The following is a 15,639-nucleotide window of genomic DNA, read 5'->3' on the forward strand; positions in this document are numbered from 1 at the left end:
CGGTGAAAGTCCCTTCAGAAGCCGGAAATACCGACTGCTCGCAGTCGGTGCCGCAGTGCTTGCAGCTCCGCTGTGCGGAAGAAGGCATGCAGCTGGTCTGCGCGAGCCGGTCCGATACCCGGTTCGCCCTGCCATTGCGACACGGTACGCGCGGCCAGAACATCCCAGCTGGTTTCCGGAGCGAGCGAAATGCCGCCAGGCAGGCCGAGTGCCTTCAGCCATTGCGTCAGCGGCCGTTGGCGCGCCAGGGCGAAGCTCGCGGCGAGCTTGGCTGCGCGCACTTTGCCGATGCCTGGCGCCTGTTGCAGCGCTGCGGCATCCAGCTCCAGCCAGGCAAGCAGGTCGGGCAGCAAGCCGGCGTCCAGCAGCGCTTGCCAGCTACCGGCGCCTGTTCCGGGAAGATGAAGACCCTGCTTGCCGCTCAGCCAGACCAGACGGGCGATAAATTGCTGCTCACAGCCCGGCCTCGGCTGCCAGCAGCTGTGCGCGTGAAACTGCGACGGGTCTGGCGCCTCCACCGCTGCGCGTTCGGCGCTGCGCCAGATCACCGAATCCAATTGCGGGATGCTATGTCCGGCGAGTGCAACCGCGACCTGATCGCCGGGGCGCACATCCAGGGTTCGCCAGCGCTCTAGCGAGCCGAGGCTGAGCGTACGGATCTGCCGGTCATCCAGGCTTACCGGAGTTAGCCGCAGCAGCGGCGTGATTCGACCGGTACGACCGATACGAAAGTCCACGGCGCGAACCTCGGTCACCGCTGTACGCAGGGGATACTTCCAGGCGGCGGCCCAGTGCGGCTCGGCCTGCCAGCGTTCTGCCGGCGGTCGCCGGCCCTGGCGCAACACCACGCCATCGCTGGCGAACGGCAGGGGCTGCCGATACCACTGTACGCGCCAATGCCGCGCTTGTTCGAGACCCGCGAGCGGCAGGCTGAAACGCTGGCTGTGGGTGAAGCCCATCGCCGCCAGCCGTTCGAGACGCACGGTCATCGCTTCCGGGCCGTTTGGCCAGTCCCAGACGAACAGGCCGATCTGCTGGGCGGCTTCGGCGGTCAGCGGCCTGCCGGCCATTGCGCCGGCGACCTTTGCGCGCGCGCCGGCACCGCCAAGGGTGGCCTGCACATGCTGCTCCAGGCGCCAGTAGAGTTCGCCCTGGAGGATCACCTCGCTTGGCTCCGGTAGCAGGGATGGAATCGCCGGCAGTCGCCGGGCATTGGCCGTCCAGTCCTGGCCGCTGCGGCCGTCGCCACGGCTGATAGCCTGTTGCAGCAGGCCGTCGCGATAGACCAGGGTGACCGCCACGCCGTCCACCTTCGGTTGAATCCAAAGATCTTCGCGACGCGCGATCCAGTCCGCGACCGCCTGCTCGTCGGCGAGCTTGACCAGCCCGGTCTGCATCACCGGATGCGGTACCGGACCGCCGGCGCCGGCCAATGGCTCCGGAGCCGCGAGGGTGCTCGGGAAACAACGCTGCCAGTCGTGCAGGCGCGCACGGCTCTGGTCGTAGATTTCGTCATCCACCAGCGCCAGGCCGCGGCGGTGATAGGCATCGTCCCAGTGCTGCAGCTGCAGTTGGAGACTGATGATTTCCTGTTGCGCTCGCGCAGCGTTCCAGGTCGGACAGCTGGCGAGGCAAACGGACGAGAAGAGGCACAGCGATAGCGCGATCAGACGTTGCATGGCGAGCATCCTTGCTCTGATGAGGTGGGCTGGCCTCCGATCATTGAAGGCCAGTGACTCATTGTCGCCAGCTCGATGCGGCGCGACCGTGCGTTAGCGCATATTGAACAGTTCCTGGTGGAAATCCCTCGGTGGCAGACCGTGGCGTTGCAGGTCCTTGCTCAGATCCTGACCGAAGCCGGCCGGGCCGCAGAACCAGACGTCGCTGTCCTGCCACTGCGGTGCCAGCTGGCGAAGGCGCTCTGGCGTGAGGCGTCCGCCTTCGCTGGCCACCAGTACGTGCAGGCGCACCCGGGCGCGCTCGGCCAGTTGGCGGATGCGCTCGATAAAGCCCTGGTCCGGCGCGCTGGTGCAGTAGAACAGATCGACATTGTTGCCCTTGCCGCTCTCGGCGAGCGCCTGTAAGCGGCCAATGAACGGCGCGATGCCGATGCCGCCGGCGACCCAGATCTGTCGCGGCTTGCGGCTGTGGAAATCGAAACAGCCATAAGGCCCTTCGACCTTCACCGCGTCGCCCACCTTCAGGGTATCCGGCAGGGTGCGGGTGTAGTCACCGAGACCCTTGATGGAGAAGGCCAGTTTGCCGTCGTTGCACCAGGCCGAGGACAGGCTGAAGGGATGCGGCCCTTCCTTGTCGTCGAAGGTGACGAAGGCGAACTGCCCGGCCTTGTGGCCCGGCCAGGGGCCGTCGAGCTTGATATCGACGCGCAGCACGCGGTTGTCGCGGTGATGGGTCAGACTTTCGATACGACCGACCACCTGATGCTTGCGGCCGATACGGCGCAGCAGCGAGATGCAGGCGGCCACCGAGCCCGACACCAGCAGCACGGCGAGTGCCAGGCCCAGCGGCGATGTCCAGTAGTCGGGTGGGGTAAGTACCACCGCGTGCGCCACCAGCGCCAGATAGACCAGCGCCAGCCAGCGGTGGGTCTTGAAAAACCAGCGGTAGGGGAAGCGCTTGACCAGCGCCAGCACGATCAGGATCACTGCGGCGTAGAAAGCCCACTCGCCGATGGTCTCGGCGAGGCCGCGGAAGCGCTGCAGCAGCGCGAAGATGCCTTCATGCATCTGGCCCTCGCCCGCCCGTCGCGCCGGCTTTTCCAGCCAGCCGAAGCCGACCAGCCATTTCGGTATCTGCCCCCAGCCCCAGTGGAAGATGGCGATGACCAGGGCGCTGATGCCCAGCCACTTGTGCAGCCGATAGGTCTTGTCCAGGCCGTCGAAGAAGCGTTCGAAACGTCGCGGCCTTGCCGCCAGTATCACCGCCACGCTCATCGCGGCGATGCCAAGCACCCCGCTGTAGTGCACCATCACCTTGCGCAGCGGCCAGATCTGGTAACGCGCCATGACGAAGCTGTCGACCAGCAGCCAGAGCAGCGTCAGTCCGACGAACAGCGCGACGTAGGTGAGTTTTATCTGTCTCATCTCGGGATAGCCTCCTTGCTGGCGTCCACTTGCCAGCGCTTCCAAGCATGTATGTGTTGCCATTGCGTCGCCATGATCACGGTCACTGCGAGTCGTGACTGGCGGACGCGGCGGGCGCCTTGGGTTGCGTTTTTATCTACAATTCCGCCCCTGATTCCTTGAAGAGACGAGCCCGTGCAACCAGTGATCGCCATCGAGCAGCTCACCAAGACCTACGCTTCCGGCCACCCGGCGCTCAAGCGCATCGACCTCGACATCCGCAAGGGAGAGATTTTCGCCCTGCTCGGCCCCAACGGCGCCGGCAAGACCACGCTGATCAGCATCATCTGCGGCATCGTCAATCCCGGCAGCGGTCGGGTGTTGGTCGACGGCCACGACATCGTCGAGGACTACCGCGCCGCCCGCTCGAAGATCGGCCTGGTGCCGCAGGAGCTGTTCAACGAGGGTTTCGAAAGCGTCTGGGCGACGGTGCGGTTCTCGCGCGGGCTGTTTGGCAAGGCGCCGGATGATTCGTTCCTGGAGAAACTGTTGCGTGATTTGTCCCTGTGGGACAAGCGCAATGCCCGGATTCTGGAGCTTTCCGGGGGTATGAAGCGTCGGGTCATGATCGCCAAGGCGCTGTCCCACGAACCGTCGATCCTGTTTCTCGACGAACCCACCGCCGGCGTCGACGTCGAGCTGCGCCGCGACATGTGGGAAATGGTGCGCGGCCTGCGCGAGCGCGGCGTGACCATCATTCTCACCACGCATTACATCGAAGAGGCCGAGGAGATGGCCGACCGCATCGGCGTGATCAGTCGCGGCGAGATCATTCTGGTGGAAGACAAGGATGTGCTGATGCGCAAGCTCGGCAAGAAGCAGCTGACCTTGCACCTGCAGCGGCCGCTGGCCGAGATTCCGGCGGAACTGGCGAGCTACCCACTGGAACTCACCGATGCCGGCAACCAGCTGGTGTTCACCTTCGATGCTCAGCATGAGGACACCGGCATCGCCGAACTGCTCAAGCGCCTGGCCGCCCACGGTATCGATTTCAAGGATCTGCAGTCGAGCCAGAGCTCGCTGGAAGAGATTTTCGTCAACCTTGTTCACGGTCGCTGAGGAAAAGCCCGCATGAATTTCTACGCGATCCGCGCGATCTACCTGTTCGAACTGGCGCGCACCTGGCGCACCCTGCTGCAGAGCATCGCCACCCCGGTGATCTCCACCTCGCTGTACTTCGTGGTATTCGGCTCGGCCATCGGCGCGCGCATGGAAGCGATGCACGGCATCCCCTACGGCGCGTTCATCATCCCTGGCCTGATCATGATGGCGCTGCTTTCCGAGAGCATTTCCAACGCCTCGTTCGGCATCTACATGCCGCGCTACTCGGGGACCATCTACGAGGTGCTGTCGGCGCCGGTGTCCTATGTCGAGATCGTCATCGGCTACGTTGGTGCGGCGGCGACCAAGTCGCTGGTGCTCGGCGTGATCATCCTTATCACCGCGCGGCTGTTCGTCGACTACCAGATCCAGCATCCGCTGATGATGGCGCTGTTCCTGGTGCTGACGGCGATCACCTTCTGCCTGTTCGGCTTCATCATCGGCATCTGGGCCGATGGCTGGGAAAAGCTGCAGATCGTCCCGGCGTTGATCGTCACACCGTTGGCCTTTCTCGGTGGCAGCTTCTACTCCATCGAGATGCTGCCGCCGCTATGGCAGAAGATCACCCTGTTCAACCCGGTGGTGTACCTGATCAGCGGCTTCCGCTGGAGCTTCTACGGTGTCTCGGACATCAGCGTCGGCATCAGCCTGGCGATGATCCTCGGCTTCCTCGCCGCCTGCCTGCTGGCGGTGTGGTGGATCTTCAAGACCGGCTATCGGTTGAAGAACTGAGCCAGAAACGAAAACGCCCGCAGCTGCGGGCGTTTTCAATTACAGCGCTTGAAACTTACTTGCCGAACATCTTGCCGAGGCCGAGCACGGCATCCTTGGCCTGGGTCACGGCCTGGACCTTCTCGTCGAGCGCCGCGCCCTGGTCGGTAGCGCTGGCATTGGCCGCCAGTTCTTCGCTGTTCAGCTCTGCGCAGCCGCCTTCCACCTGGGCGATGGCGTTGCTGAGCTTCTCGTTGCCAAGCATGTGGCCGAGCATCTTGCCGGTTTCCAGTTTGTCTTGCTGGGCGGTCAGCTGCTGTTCGCACTTGGCCTGCGCATCGCTGGTGGCAGCCTGCAGCGAGGCGCTCGAGAGGGCGAGGAGGGCGCAGCCGAAGAGGTGGGAAATACGCATGGATAAGCTCCTTGTAATGTCGATCACGACAGGTGATCGATCGAGTCCGTTCGAAAGGGCGGCGATGATAGCTGTTAGCCTGCTGCGCGCAAAGGCTCTGGCATGCAGGTTTCGTGACGTGGTACGGGTTGCGTGGTGCTGGATGTATTCGGACCACCGTTCCTGAAAGCAGAAAACCCCGCGCGGCTGGCACCGGCGGGGCTTTCATTGGCCGGACGTCGCTTACAGTCCGGCGGCGGCGCGCAGCGCGTCGGCCTTGTCGGTGCGCTCCCAGGTGAAAGCGGTAAAGGTGTCGGCACCTACCGTCATTTCATAGGGGGTGCGACCGAAGTGGCCGTAGGCCGCGGTGGCGCGATACATCGGGTGCAGCAGGTCGAGCATGGTGGTGATCGCGTACGGGCGCAGATCGAAATGCTCGCGCACCAGGGCGATGATCTTGTCGTCGCTGAGCTTGCCGGTGCCGAAGGTGTTCAGCGAGATGGAGGTCGGCTGGGCCACGCCGATGGCGTAGGACACCTGGATCTCGCAGCGATCGGCGAGGCCGGCGGCGACGATGTTCTTGGCCACGTAGCGGCCGGCGTAGGCGGCCGAGCGGTCGACCTTGGACGGGTCCTTGCCGGAGAACGCGCCGCCGCCGTGACGGGCCATGCCGCCGTAGGTGTCGACGATGATCTTGCGGCCGGTCAGGCCGCAGTCGCCCACCGGGCCGCCGATGACGAACTGGCCGGTCGGGTTGATGTGGTACTGGGTGTCCTTGTGCAGCAGCTCGGCGGGCAGGCTGTGCTTGATGATCAGCTCCATCACCGCTTCGCGCAGGTCGCTCTGCTTGACGTCGGGGTTGTGCTGGGTCGACAGCACCACGGCGTCGATGCCGGCGACCTTGCCATTCTCGTAGCGGCAGGTGACCTGGCTCTTCGCGTCCGGGCGCAGCCACGGGAGCAGGCCGTTCTTGCGTGCCTCGGCCTGGCGCTCGACCAGGGCGTGGGAGAAACGGATCGGCGCCGGCATCAGCACGTCGGTCTCGTTGCTGGCATAGCCGAACATCAGGCCCTGGTCGCCGGCGCCCTGGTCTTCCGGCTTGCTGCGGTCAACGCCCTGGGCGATGTCCACCGACTGCTTGCCGATGATGTTGATGATGCCGCAGGTGGCACCATCGAAACCGACTTCCGAGCTGTTGTAGCCGATGTCGATGATGACATCGCGCACCAGCTGCTCCAGGTCGACCCAGGCCGAGGTGGTCACTTCACCGGCGACGATCGCCACACCGGTCTTGACCAGGGTTTCGCAGGCCACGCGGGCATGCTTGTCCTCGGCGATGATGGCGTCCAGCACCGCATCGGAGATCTGGTCGGCGATCTTGTCCGGATGCCCTTCGGACACGGACTCGGAGGTAAAAATCGAGTATTCGCTCATCTATCGGTTTCCTATTACCGGTGGGTGAGTCGGCTGTCAGGGGCGAGCCGGGAAAAGTACCGGGCCTGGATCTGAAAACCGTTCTTCAAGCCAATGTAGAGGCTCTCGCCGGGCGTGAGCCCCGCGGCATCGGCCCAACGGGCCAGATCGTCCTGTTCGAACCCCAACCACAGATCGCCGCAGGCCTCCCTGGCCCAACTCTGGTTGTGGCTGCACAGCTCCGTGACCAGCAGACTGCCGCCCGCGTTCACCAGTCGTGCCAGTTGTTTCATCGCCTCGCCTGGCGCCGCCAGGTGATGCAGCACCATGTTCAGTATCACGCAGTCGGCTGGCGGGCAGTCGTCGTGCAGGGCGTCGGCGAGCTTCAGCTCGACGTTTTCCAGTCCCGCCTCTTCGCAGCGCGCGCGGGCCAGATCGAGCATGGCCGGGCTGTTGTCCAGCGCCACCACGCGGGCGAAGCGCCGAGCCAGTTCCGGCAAAAAGCTGCCATCGCCCGGGCCGACTTCCAGTGCCGTGGCGCTGTTGTCGAAGTTCAGTGCATCGAGCAGCGCCAGCACGCTGTCGCGGTACTGCGGCAGACCGGCGATCAGGTCCTGGCGCGCCTGGAAGCTATCGGCCATGCGCGCGAAAAAATCTTCGCTGGCGGCGCTGCGCTGGGTGTGCACGGCAGCGATGCGGGCCTCGATCTCACGCGGCAGCTCCAGTCGGTCCGCCTCTTCCAGCAACGCTGCATGCAGCCTGCCACCGAGGCTGTCGGCCTGCGGCAGGCTGCGTCGATAGAACACCGCGTTGCCTTCACGGCGTGTCGCCAGCAGGCCGGCCTGGGTCAGCACCTTGAGGTGATGGCTCATGCCGGATTGGCCGATGGCAAAGATTTGCGCCAGCTCGAGAACGCCGAACGAATCACTGGACAGTGCGCGCAATACCTTCAGGCGCAACGCATCACCGCCGGCCTTGCACAGGGAGGCAAGCTGGTCGCTGGTGTCGTGGGATATCTGGGGCATGCGCAGGCTCATAAGCCGCGCAGTCTAGTCGGTCACTTTTCGTACAGCAAGGGCAGTATCAAAAAGTTTTGATATTGCCCTTGAGGGCGCACGGTTACTCCAGCAGGCGGGACAGTCCAAGGGTGCAGGAAACCAGACCCAGGCCGATGAGGAAGTAGTTGGGCAGGATATCCAGCAGGCGCTGGATCAGCCCTTCACCGGCCAGGCGCCGCGAGAGCAGGCTGTAGGCGAGCAGGATGCTCAGATCGATCGCCGCCCAGATCACGATCAGCACCGTCGCCTGCGGCGCGAACGGCTGTGCGGGCAGGATGAAACCGGGGAGGAAGGCGAGGAAGAACAGAATGTCCTTCGGGTTGGACAGGCCTACGGCCATGGCCCGCCAGAAGTAATGCGCTTCGCTGCGTTTTGGTGTGGCGGTTTCGCTGCGGCCGCCGCACAGACCGTCGCAACCGAGCCAGATCAGATAGAGCCCGCCGAGGATCTGTCCGGCTTCGAGCACCAGTGGGTCGAGGTCCAGCGCCAGATAGATCATTACCAGCGCGGCGATCATCAGGATTTGCGCCGAGATCGCGCCGCCGAGGATGGTCCACAGCGGCCAGCGGCGCCGGGCATCGGCCACCACCAGCGCAACCACCGGACCGGGGGAGGCGATCAGCAGTGCGACCGCGGCGGCGAAGGCGAGATAGGTGGCGTTCATAGTTCGGTCACCAGGCCGAAGACCCGGCTGCGCTGGCCCAGGCGCTCGGCGTAGAAGTTGGGGTTGGTGATGGCGAAGGCGCGCTGAATCCAGCGGTCGCTGCCGTCGAAGCGTGCACTGAAGGGGCTGCGCGCATGGGCACTGCGGCGATTGTCGATGATCAGCATGTCGCCGCAGTTCAGGCGCACCGGCTCGACCACCTCCCAGGCGATGGCGCGCAGCTTGTCCATCAGCTGCTGGGCCCGGCTGCTGAAGGCCAGCATGAACTGGGGGTCGAAGCGAAAGAAGGGTGCATCCGGGTCGCCATAAAGGATGGTTTGGTGGCGATTGATATCGATGCGCTGGTTCTTGCTCGTCGGGCCGTAGTCCGAGAGGAAGTTGTAGGGTTCGGTAAGGAAGAATGCCCGCTCCTCGAACGTCAGGCGCTCGAGAATTCGTTCGCTTGACGCGATATAGGTGACGGCTTCGGCGTCCGGGTCCTGGCGCAGGCAGAGCAGCACCAGGTAATCAGGCAGCACGGCATGGAAGGCATTTTCCGTATGCAGGTCCAGCTCTGTATCGAAACTGTCCGAAGTGGCCGCCCGGGAATGGGCCTGCTGGGGGAAGAAATTATTGACGATGCAGCCATCGGACTCCTGCACGTAACCAATCGGTTCGCCGAGCAGGGCAGTGGCCTGCAGCAGCAGGCGCTCGCTGCTGTCATCCGGCTTGCAGAGATAGTCGCGGCTCAACGGCGTCGGCGGGACTTCGCCGATGGGGAGGCTTTCGAGCGTCATGAAGCCTTTCTTGTTGCCGAAAAGCCTGAAATTCAGGATCTGACCGATCTGCTCATGCCGCAACGCACCTTTCTCTACCGCGTTGGCCAGAAGCGTTTCGTAGTATTTGCTCTGCATGGCGTCCTTTCCTGAGTTTTTATGGGTGCTCGGAGGCGTCGGGAGAAGACCGGGGTTGGTCTGAAACCCATTGCTGGCGAAGTATTGGTAGGCGGAAGAGGATTGGAAAATGGAAAAAACAGCCCATAAGGATGAGTTTTAGTCATGCCGGATTCGGTCATTGCAGCGTCACGCATGCCGCCTCTCTATGCCCTGCGGGCCTTTGAGGTGGCGGCGCGTTTCGGCTCGTTCACCCAGGCTGCGCAGAGCCTGTTCATCACCCAGAGTGCGGTGAGCCGGCATGTGAAGACGCTGGAGGAGCATCTTGGCTGCCAGCTATTCGAGCGGCATGGCTCGCGGTTGGCGTTGACCGACGCCGGGCGCTTGCTGGCGCAGGAGCTCAAGATCGGCTTTCGCACCATCGAGAACGCCTGCGTCGCTGTTACTCGTCAGCGCGGTGCGCTGCGCCTGAAAGCGCCGTCTACCCTGACCATGCGCTGGTTGCTGGGCACTCTGGAGGGCTTTCAGGTGGCCAATCCGCAGAGCCGCGTGCAGCTCACCAGCGCCTGGATGGACCTGGATACGGTGGATTTCAGTAGCGAGCCGTTCGACTGCGCGATCCTGCTCGGCAATGGCAGTTTTCCCGCCGACTGGCGGCGGGTGAAGCTGTTCGATGAATGGCTGGTGCCGGTTTGTGCGCCGGAGTTGCTCGGTGCCTTGCCCTGGAATACGCAGCACCTGGCCGAGGTCGAACTCATTCATCCGTCGCGCGATTGCCGGGACTGGCGACGCTGGTTGCAGCGTACCGGCCGCGCGGATCAGGTGGCCTGGCAGCAAGGCAAGCTGTTCGACACCCTGGAGCTGGGCATCTCCGCCGCGGCGCAGGGGCATGGCGTGTCGATTGGCGACCTGGCGCTGGTCGGCGCGGAGCTGCAGCGCGGCAGCCTGGTGCTGCCCTTTCAGCAGGCGGTGAAGTCCGGCGACAGCTATTACCTGGTCTGGCCGGGCGCGGGCAATGAGTCGGTCACCCTGACACGCATGCGCGACTACCTGCTCGAGCATCTGCCGGATATCACCAGCCAGGGCGTCGAGCTGTTGGATTGAGCGCGCCTGCCGGGCGATTCAGTCATTGCCGGGGCCACCCTCGGTAGGGGAAAATGGCCGCCTTTTTCTACGTACACCCCGCAGGAGATTCAGCGATGCCCAGCCGTCGTGAGCGAGCCAATGCCATCCGCGCCCTCAGCATGGATGCTGTGCAGAAAGCCAACAGCGGCCACCCGGGTGCCCCCATGGGCATGGCGGACATCGCCGAAGTGCTCTGGCGTGATCATCTGAAGCACAGCCCGACCAACCCGCAGTGGGCCGACCGCGACCGCTTCGTGCTGTCCAACGGCCACGGCTCGATGCTGATCTACTCGCTGCTGCACCTGACCGGCTACGACCTGTCCATCGATGACCTGAAGAACTTCCGCCAGCTGCACAGCAAGACCCCGGGCCACCCGGAGTTCGGCTACACCGCCGGCGTCGAGACCACCACCGGCCCGCTGGGCCAGGGCCTGGCCAACGCCGTCGGCTTCGCCGTGGCCGAGAAGGTCATGGCGGCGCAATTCAACCGCCCCGGCCACAACATCGTCGACCACAACACCTACGTGTTCCTCGGTGACGGCTGCATGATGGAAGGCATCAGCCACGAAGTCTGCTCGCTGGCCGGCACCCTTGGCCTGAACAAGCTGATCGCCTTCTACGACGACAACGGCATCTCCATCGACGGCGAAGTCCACGGCTGGTTCACCGACGATACCCCGCGCCGCTTCGAGGCTTATGGCTGGCAGGTGATCCGCAACGTCGACGGCCATGATGCCGACGAAATCCAGATGGCCATCGAGACCGCGCGCAAGAGCGACCGGCCGACGCTGATCTGCTGCAAGACCATCATCGGCTTCGGTTCGCCGAACAAGCAGGGCAAGGAAGAGTCCCACGGCGCTGCTTTGGGCGACGCCGAGATCGCCCTGACCCGCGAAGCGCTGGGCTGGAAATATGGTCCGTTCGAAATCCCGGCCGAGATCTACGCCGAGTGGGACGCCAAGCAGAAGGGCGCCGAAGCCGAGAACGAGTGGAACAAGCGCTTCGCCGCCTATGAGGCCGAATTCCCGGCCCTGGCGTCCGAGTTCAAGCGGCGCATGGCCGGCGAGCTGCCGGCCGACTTTGCCGAAAAGGCCAGCGAGTTCATCCGTGAAGTCGCCAACAAGGGCGAAACCATTGCCAGCCGCAAGGCCAGCCAGAACTGCCTGAATGCCTTCGGCCCGCTGCTGCCGGAACTGCTCGGCGGCTCGGCGGATCTCGCCGGTTCCAACCTGACCCTGTGGAAAGGCTGCAAGCCGGTGGTGGCCGAGGATGCCTCGGGCAACTACATGTATTACGGCGTGCGTGAGTTCGGCATGGCCGCGATCATGAACGGCGTCGCCCTGCACGGCGGCCTGATCCCGTACGGCGCGACCTTCCTGATGTTCATGGAATATGCGCGCAACGCCGTGCGCATGTCCGCGCTGATGAAGCAGCGGGTGCTCTACGTCTTCACCCACGACTCCATCGGTCTTGGCGAAGACGGCCCGACCCACCAGCCGATCGAACAGCTGACCAGCCTGCGCACCACGCCGAACCTGGACACCTGGCGCCCGGCCGACACCGTCGAATCGGCGGTGGCCTGGAAGCATGCGCTTGAGCGCAAGGACGGCCCGAGCGCGCTGATCTTCTCGCGCCAGAACCTGCCGTTCCATGTGCGTGACAACGAAACCGAAGCGGCCATTGCCCGCGGTGGCTACATCCTGAAGAACTGCGCCGGCGAGCCGGAGTTGATCCTGATCGCCACCGGTTCGGAAGTCAGCCTGGCAGTGCAGGCCGCCGACAAGCTGACCGAGCAGGGTCGCAAGGTGCGTGTCGTCTCGATGCCATGCACCAGCGTGTTCGACAGCCAGGATGCCGCCTGGAAACAGCACGTGCTGCCGGTGGAAGTCGGCGCGCGCATCGCCATCGAGGCGGCGCACGCGGACTACTGGTACAAGTACGTCGGCCTCGACGGTCGCATCATCGGCATGACCACTTACGGCGAATCGGCTCCGGCCAACCAGCTGTTCGAGGAGTTCGGCTTCACCGTCGACAACATCCTCGGCATCGCCGAAGAGCTGCTGGAGGACTGATCGCGAAGATGGGATGAGGTGGCTGCGGTCATCCATCCCATCGAGCCCCATCCGCGTTGGGTGGAGAGCCGTCTGCGGCTTTCCACCTGCAGGACCGACGAGAACCCATGGCCAACGCCCGTCCCTATCGCGTCGCCCTCAACGGCTACGGCCGCATCGGCCGTTGCGTGCTGCGTGCATTCTATGAGCGCGGCGCCGCCTTCGATTTCCAGTTCGTTGCCCTCAACGATCTGGCCGACATGGCCAGCCTGGAATACCTCACCCGTTTCGATTCCACACACGGCCGCTTCCCTGGTGAGGTGAGCGTGGACGGCGATTGCCTGCATCTGAACGGGCACTGCGTGAAGGTGCTGCGCGAGTCGACGCCCGAGGCGGTCGACTGGCGGGCGCTGGACGTCGACCTGGTGCTGGAGTGCTCCGGCGCCTACACCAGCCGTGCCGATGGCGAGCGCTTTCTCGCCGCGGGTGTGCCGCGGGTGCTGTTCTCCCAGCCGATGGCCAGTGCGGCGGATGTGGATGCCACGGTCGTCATGGGCATCAATCAGCAGCAGCTGACAGGCGCCGAGCGGCTGATCTCCAACGCTTCCTGCACCACCAACTGCGGTGTGCCGTTGCTCAAGCTGCTCAACGATGCGGTGGGCATCGAATACGCCTCGATCACCACCATTCATTCGGCAATGAACGATCAGCCGGTGATCGACGCCTACCACCATGAGGACTTGCGCCGCACGCGTTCGGCCTTTCAGTCGGTGATTCCGGTGTCCACCGGCCTCGCCCGCGGCATCGAACGCCTGCTGCCGGAACTCTCGGGGCGGATTCAGGCCAAAGCGGTGCGGGTGCCGACGGTGAACGTGTCCTGCCTGGACATCACGCTGCAAACGGCCTGCGATACCGATGCGCGAACGATCAACCGGGTACTACGCGAGGCCGCCGAGAGTGGCCCGCTGAAGGGGCTGCTGGCTTACACCGAGCTGCCCCACGCCAGCTGTGATTTCAACCACGACCCGCATTCGGCGATCGTCGACGGCAGCCTGACCCGCGCGTCGGGCCCGCGGCTGGTGAACCTGCTGGCCTGGTTTGACAACGAATGGGGATTCGCCAACCGCATGCTCGACGTCACCGACCACTTTTTGCGCGTGGCCGATCGCTCCTAGTGGCCCGCGCCTGGAATATCGCTTCTCGACCTTAAGGAAGACCAACATGACCGTTTTGAAGATGACCGATCTCGACCTCCAGGGTAAGCGCGTGCTGATCCGCGAGGACCTCAACGTGCCGGTGAAGGACGGCGCGGTGAAGAGCGATGCGCGCATCCTGGCCTCGCTGCCGACCATCAAGCTGGCGCTGGAGAAGGGCGCGGCAGTGCTGGTTTGCTCGCACCTGGGCCGTCCGGAAGAGGGCGTCTACAGCGAGGAAGACAGCCTCAAGCCGGTCGCCGACTATCTGTCCAAGGCCCTTGGTCGTGAAGTACCGCTGATCAAGGACTACCTCGACGGCGTCGAGGTCCAGCCGGGTGAGCTGGTGCTGCTGGAGAACGTGCGCTTCAACAAGGGCGAGAAGAAGAACACCGACGAGCTGGCGCAGAAGTACGCTGCACTGTGCGACGTCTTCGTCATGGACGCTTTCGGTACGGCCCACCGCGCTCAGGGCTCGACTCACGGCGTGGCCAAGTTCGCCAAGGTCGCCTGCGCCGGCCCGCTGCTGGCGGCAGAATTGGACGCCCTGGGCAAGGCGCTGAAGACCCCGGCCAAGCCAATGGTCGCCATCGTTGCTGGTTCCAAAGTGTCCACCAAGCTCGACGTGCTGACCTCCCTGGCGGACGTATGCGATCAGCTCATCGTCGGTGGCGGCATCGCCAACACCTTCCTCGCTGCTGCCGGCTATAACGTCGGCAAGTCGCTGCATGAGGCCGATCTGCTCGACACCGCCAAGGCCATCGCCGCCAAGGTCGCTGTGCCGCTGCCGGTCGACGTGGTAGTCGCCAAGGAGTTCGCCGAAACGGCCGACGCCACGGTCAAGGCCATTGCCGACGTCGCCGATGACGACATGATCCTGGACATCGGTCCGAAGACGGCGGCCATGTTCGGCGAAATGCTCAAGTCCTCGCAGACCATCCTCTGGAACGGTCCGGTTGGTGTGTTCGAGTTCGACCAGTTTGGCAACGGCACCAAGGTGCTGGCCCAGGCCATCGCCCAGAGCCCGGCGTTCTCCATCGCCGGCGGTGGCGACACCCTGGCGGCGATCGACAAGTACGGCGTGGCCGAGCAGATCTCCTACATTTCCACCGGCGGTGGCGCCTTCCTCGAGTTCGTCGAAGGCAAGGTCCTGCCGGCCGTCGAAGTGCTGGAGCAGCGCGCCGGCTGATCCCGTCGGCGAGGCGAATGCCTCGATCGGATCAGGTTGCCGGCGCCATGGCGCCGGCAACGTTAACCGCCTGCAGGCAACCCCGGCCGCTCGTCGTGGTCTTTGTTCTATCTTGAACAAGGAAAGGGGATGCACCATGCGCTATGCCGTCGTTGCACTTTGCTGTCTGGGCCTGGCCGGTTGCGCCGGTAATTCGCCGGATACTGCCTGTCAGGTGCTCGACCCGCCGCCGGTGCTCAGCCCGACCGCCGAGCATGATCAGCGCGTGGAAATTCAGGCCACGGGCGACCCGACCATCACGCAAGGCGGTCTGCAGGATTGCCCGTGATTGACGCTGCCAAGGAGAAGGAATGAAAAAAGGCCTGTCCATACTGATCGCAGCGTTGCTGCTCGGCGGTTGTGGCCATTGGCAATCCGGGCCGGACGCGCCGTTCGTACGCTGGAAGTGTCAGAGCCAGCAGAACATCGCCTGGCGTTACGCAGACGACAAACGAACTGCAATCGACCTGAAAGTTGGCAATAGCGAACGTATTCATACCCTGCGCAAGGAACCTGCAACGCGTGGCAGTTTCTATAGCGATGGCGTGATCGCCTTCCATGACAAGGGCAACGAGGCGCTGGTGTATCGCATCGCCGACGACAAGCTGCTCGCCCACGGCTGCAGTGCATCGCTCATCAGTATCTAGCGGTAAACGAGTAGAAGCTGCCCCGCCGATACGGGGCATGAA

General features: G+C 64.1%; 15 protein-coding genes. 8 read left to right on the forward strand and 7 right to left on the reverse strand.

Annotation, left to right across the window (positions count from 1 at the left end):
- Window positions 1-14: 14 nt before the first annotated feature.
- Both ligB and PSEST_RS01580 read right to left on the reverse strand, forming a co-directional pair.
- Complete coding sequence (ligB, locus tag PSEST_RS01575; RefSeq protein WP_015275324.1) at window positions 15-1,679, reverse strand: NAD-dependent DNA ligase LigB; 1,665 nt, start codon at window positions 1,677-1,679, stop codon at window positions 15-17.
- A 93-nt stretch (window positions 1,680-1,772) separates the two neighbouring features.
- The gene (locus PSEST_RS01580; RefSeq protein WP_015275325.1) at window positions 1,773-3,104 is read right to left on the reverse strand and encodes a ferric reductase-like transmembrane domain-containing protein; all 1,332 of its coding nucleotides are present in this window, start codon (window positions 3,102-3,104) and stop codon (window positions 1,773-1,775) included.
- A 174-nt stretch (window positions 3,105-3,278) separates the two neighbouring features.
- On the opposite strand from PSEST_RS01580, the gene PSEST_RS01585 reads away from it, so the two are divergent.
- A complete protein-coding gene (locus tag PSEST_RS01585; RefSeq protein WP_015275326.1) occupies window positions 3,279-4,202 on the forward strand; it encodes an ABC transporter ATP-binding protein in 924 nt (307 codons plus the stop codon).
- A 12-nt stretch (window positions 4,203-4,214) separates the two neighbouring features.
- A complete protein-coding gene (locus PSEST_RS01590) occupies window positions 4,215-4,976 on the forward strand; it encodes an ABC transporter permease (protein WP_015275327.1) in 762 nt (253 codons plus the stop codon).
- 55 nt (window positions 4,977-5,031) lie between these two features.
- On the opposite strand, the gene PSEST_RS01595 is transcribed toward PSEST_RS01590, so the two are convergent.
- The 5 genes from PSEST_RS01595 to PSEST_RS01615 all read right to left on the reverse strand — a co-directional run bounded on the left by PSEST_RS01595 (window position 5,032) and on the right by PSEST_RS01615 (window position 9,374).
- The gene (locus PSEST_RS01595) at window positions 5,032-5,367 is read right to left on the reverse strand and encodes a hypothetical protein (protein ID WP_015275328.1); all 336 of its coding nucleotides are present in this window, start codon (window positions 5,365-5,367) and stop codon (window positions 5,032-5,034) included.
- A 222-nt stretch (window positions 5,368-5,589) separates the two neighbouring features.
- Window positions 5,590-6,780 carry a methionine adenosyltransferase gene (gene metK / locus PSEST_RS01600; protein ID WP_015275329.1) on the reverse strand — a complete coding sequence of 397 codons (1,191 nt, stop codon included), beginning with the start codon at window positions 6,778-6,780 and terminating at the stop codon, window positions 5,590-5,592.
- A 14-nt stretch (window positions 6,781-6,794) separates the two neighbouring features.
- Window positions 6,795-7,796 carry an ArsR/SmtB family transcription factor gene (locus PSEST_RS01605; protein ID WP_041756407.1) on the reverse strand — a complete coding sequence of 334 codons (1,002 nt, stop codon included), beginning with the start codon at window positions 7,794-7,796 and terminating at the stop codon, window positions 6,795-6,797.
- A gap of 82 nt (window positions 7,797-7,878) precedes the next feature.
- Window positions 7,879-8,481: a LysE family translocator gene (locus PSEST_RS01610; RefSeq protein WP_015275331.1), complete on the reverse strand. Its 603-nt coding sequence runs from the start codon at window positions 8,479-8,481 to the stop codon at window positions 7,879-7,881.
- Window positions 8,478-9,374 (reverse strand): TauD/TfdA family dioxygenase, encoded by an 897-nt coding sequence (locus PSEST_RS01615; RefSeq protein WP_015275332.1) that lies wholly within the window; start codon window positions 9,372-9,374, stop codon window positions 8,478-8,480. The genes PSEST_RS01610 and PSEST_RS01615 overlap by 4 nt, the downstream gene beginning before the upstream one ends.
- Window positions 9,375-9,518: 144 nt before the next feature.
- On the opposite strand from PSEST_RS01615, the gene PSEST_RS01620 reads away from it, so the two are divergent.
- The 6 genes from PSEST_RS01620 (at window position 9,519) to PSEST_RS01645 (ending at window position 15,597) form a co-directional block, all read left to right on the forward strand.
- Window positions 9,519-10,457 (forward strand): LysR substrate-binding domain-containing protein, encoded by a 939-nt coding sequence (locus PSEST_RS01620; RefSeq protein ID WP_015275333.1) that lies wholly within the window; start codon window positions 9,519-9,521, stop codon window positions 10,455-10,457.
- Between the two features lie 95 nt (window positions 10,458-10,552).
- On the forward strand, window positions 10,553-12,550 hold the full coding sequence (gene tkt, locus PSEST_RS01625; RefSeq protein WP_015275334.1) for a transketolase: 1,998 nt from the start codon (window positions 10,553-10,555) through the stop codon (window positions 12,548-12,550).
- 107 nt (window positions 12,551-12,657) lie between these two features.
- Window positions 12,658-13,704 (forward strand): erythrose-4-phosphate dehydrogenase, encoded by a 1,047-nt coding sequence (epd, locus tag PSEST_RS01630; RefSeq protein WP_015275335.1) that lies wholly within the window; start codon window positions 12,658-12,660, stop codon window positions 13,702-13,704.
- A 46-nt stretch (window positions 13,705-13,750) separates the two neighbouring features.
- A complete protein-coding gene (locus tag PSEST_RS01635; RefSeq protein ID WP_015275336.1) occupies window positions 13,751-14,911 on the forward strand; it encodes a phosphoglycerate kinase in 1,161 nt (386 codons plus the stop codon).
- Between the two features lie 136 nt (window positions 14,912-15,047).
- Window positions 15,048-15,239 (forward strand): hypothetical protein, encoded by a 192-nt coding sequence (locus PSEST_RS01640; protein WP_015275337.1) that lies wholly within the window; start codon window positions 15,048-15,050, stop codon window positions 15,237-15,239.
- 22 nt (window positions 15,240-15,261) lie between these two features.
- Entirely contained in the window at window positions 15,262-15,597 is a 336-nt protein-coding gene (locus PSEST_RS01645) for an MliC family protein (RefSeq protein ID WP_015275338.1), read from the forward strand.
- Window positions 15,598-15,639: the final 42 nt, after the last annotated feature.

Origin of the sequence: Stutzerimonas stutzeri RCH2, from assembly GCF_000327065.1 — a bacterium.
Lineage (GTDB): Bacteria > Pseudomonadota > Gammaproteobacteria > Pseudomonadales > Pseudomonadaceae > Stutzerimonas > Stutzerimonas stutzeri_AE.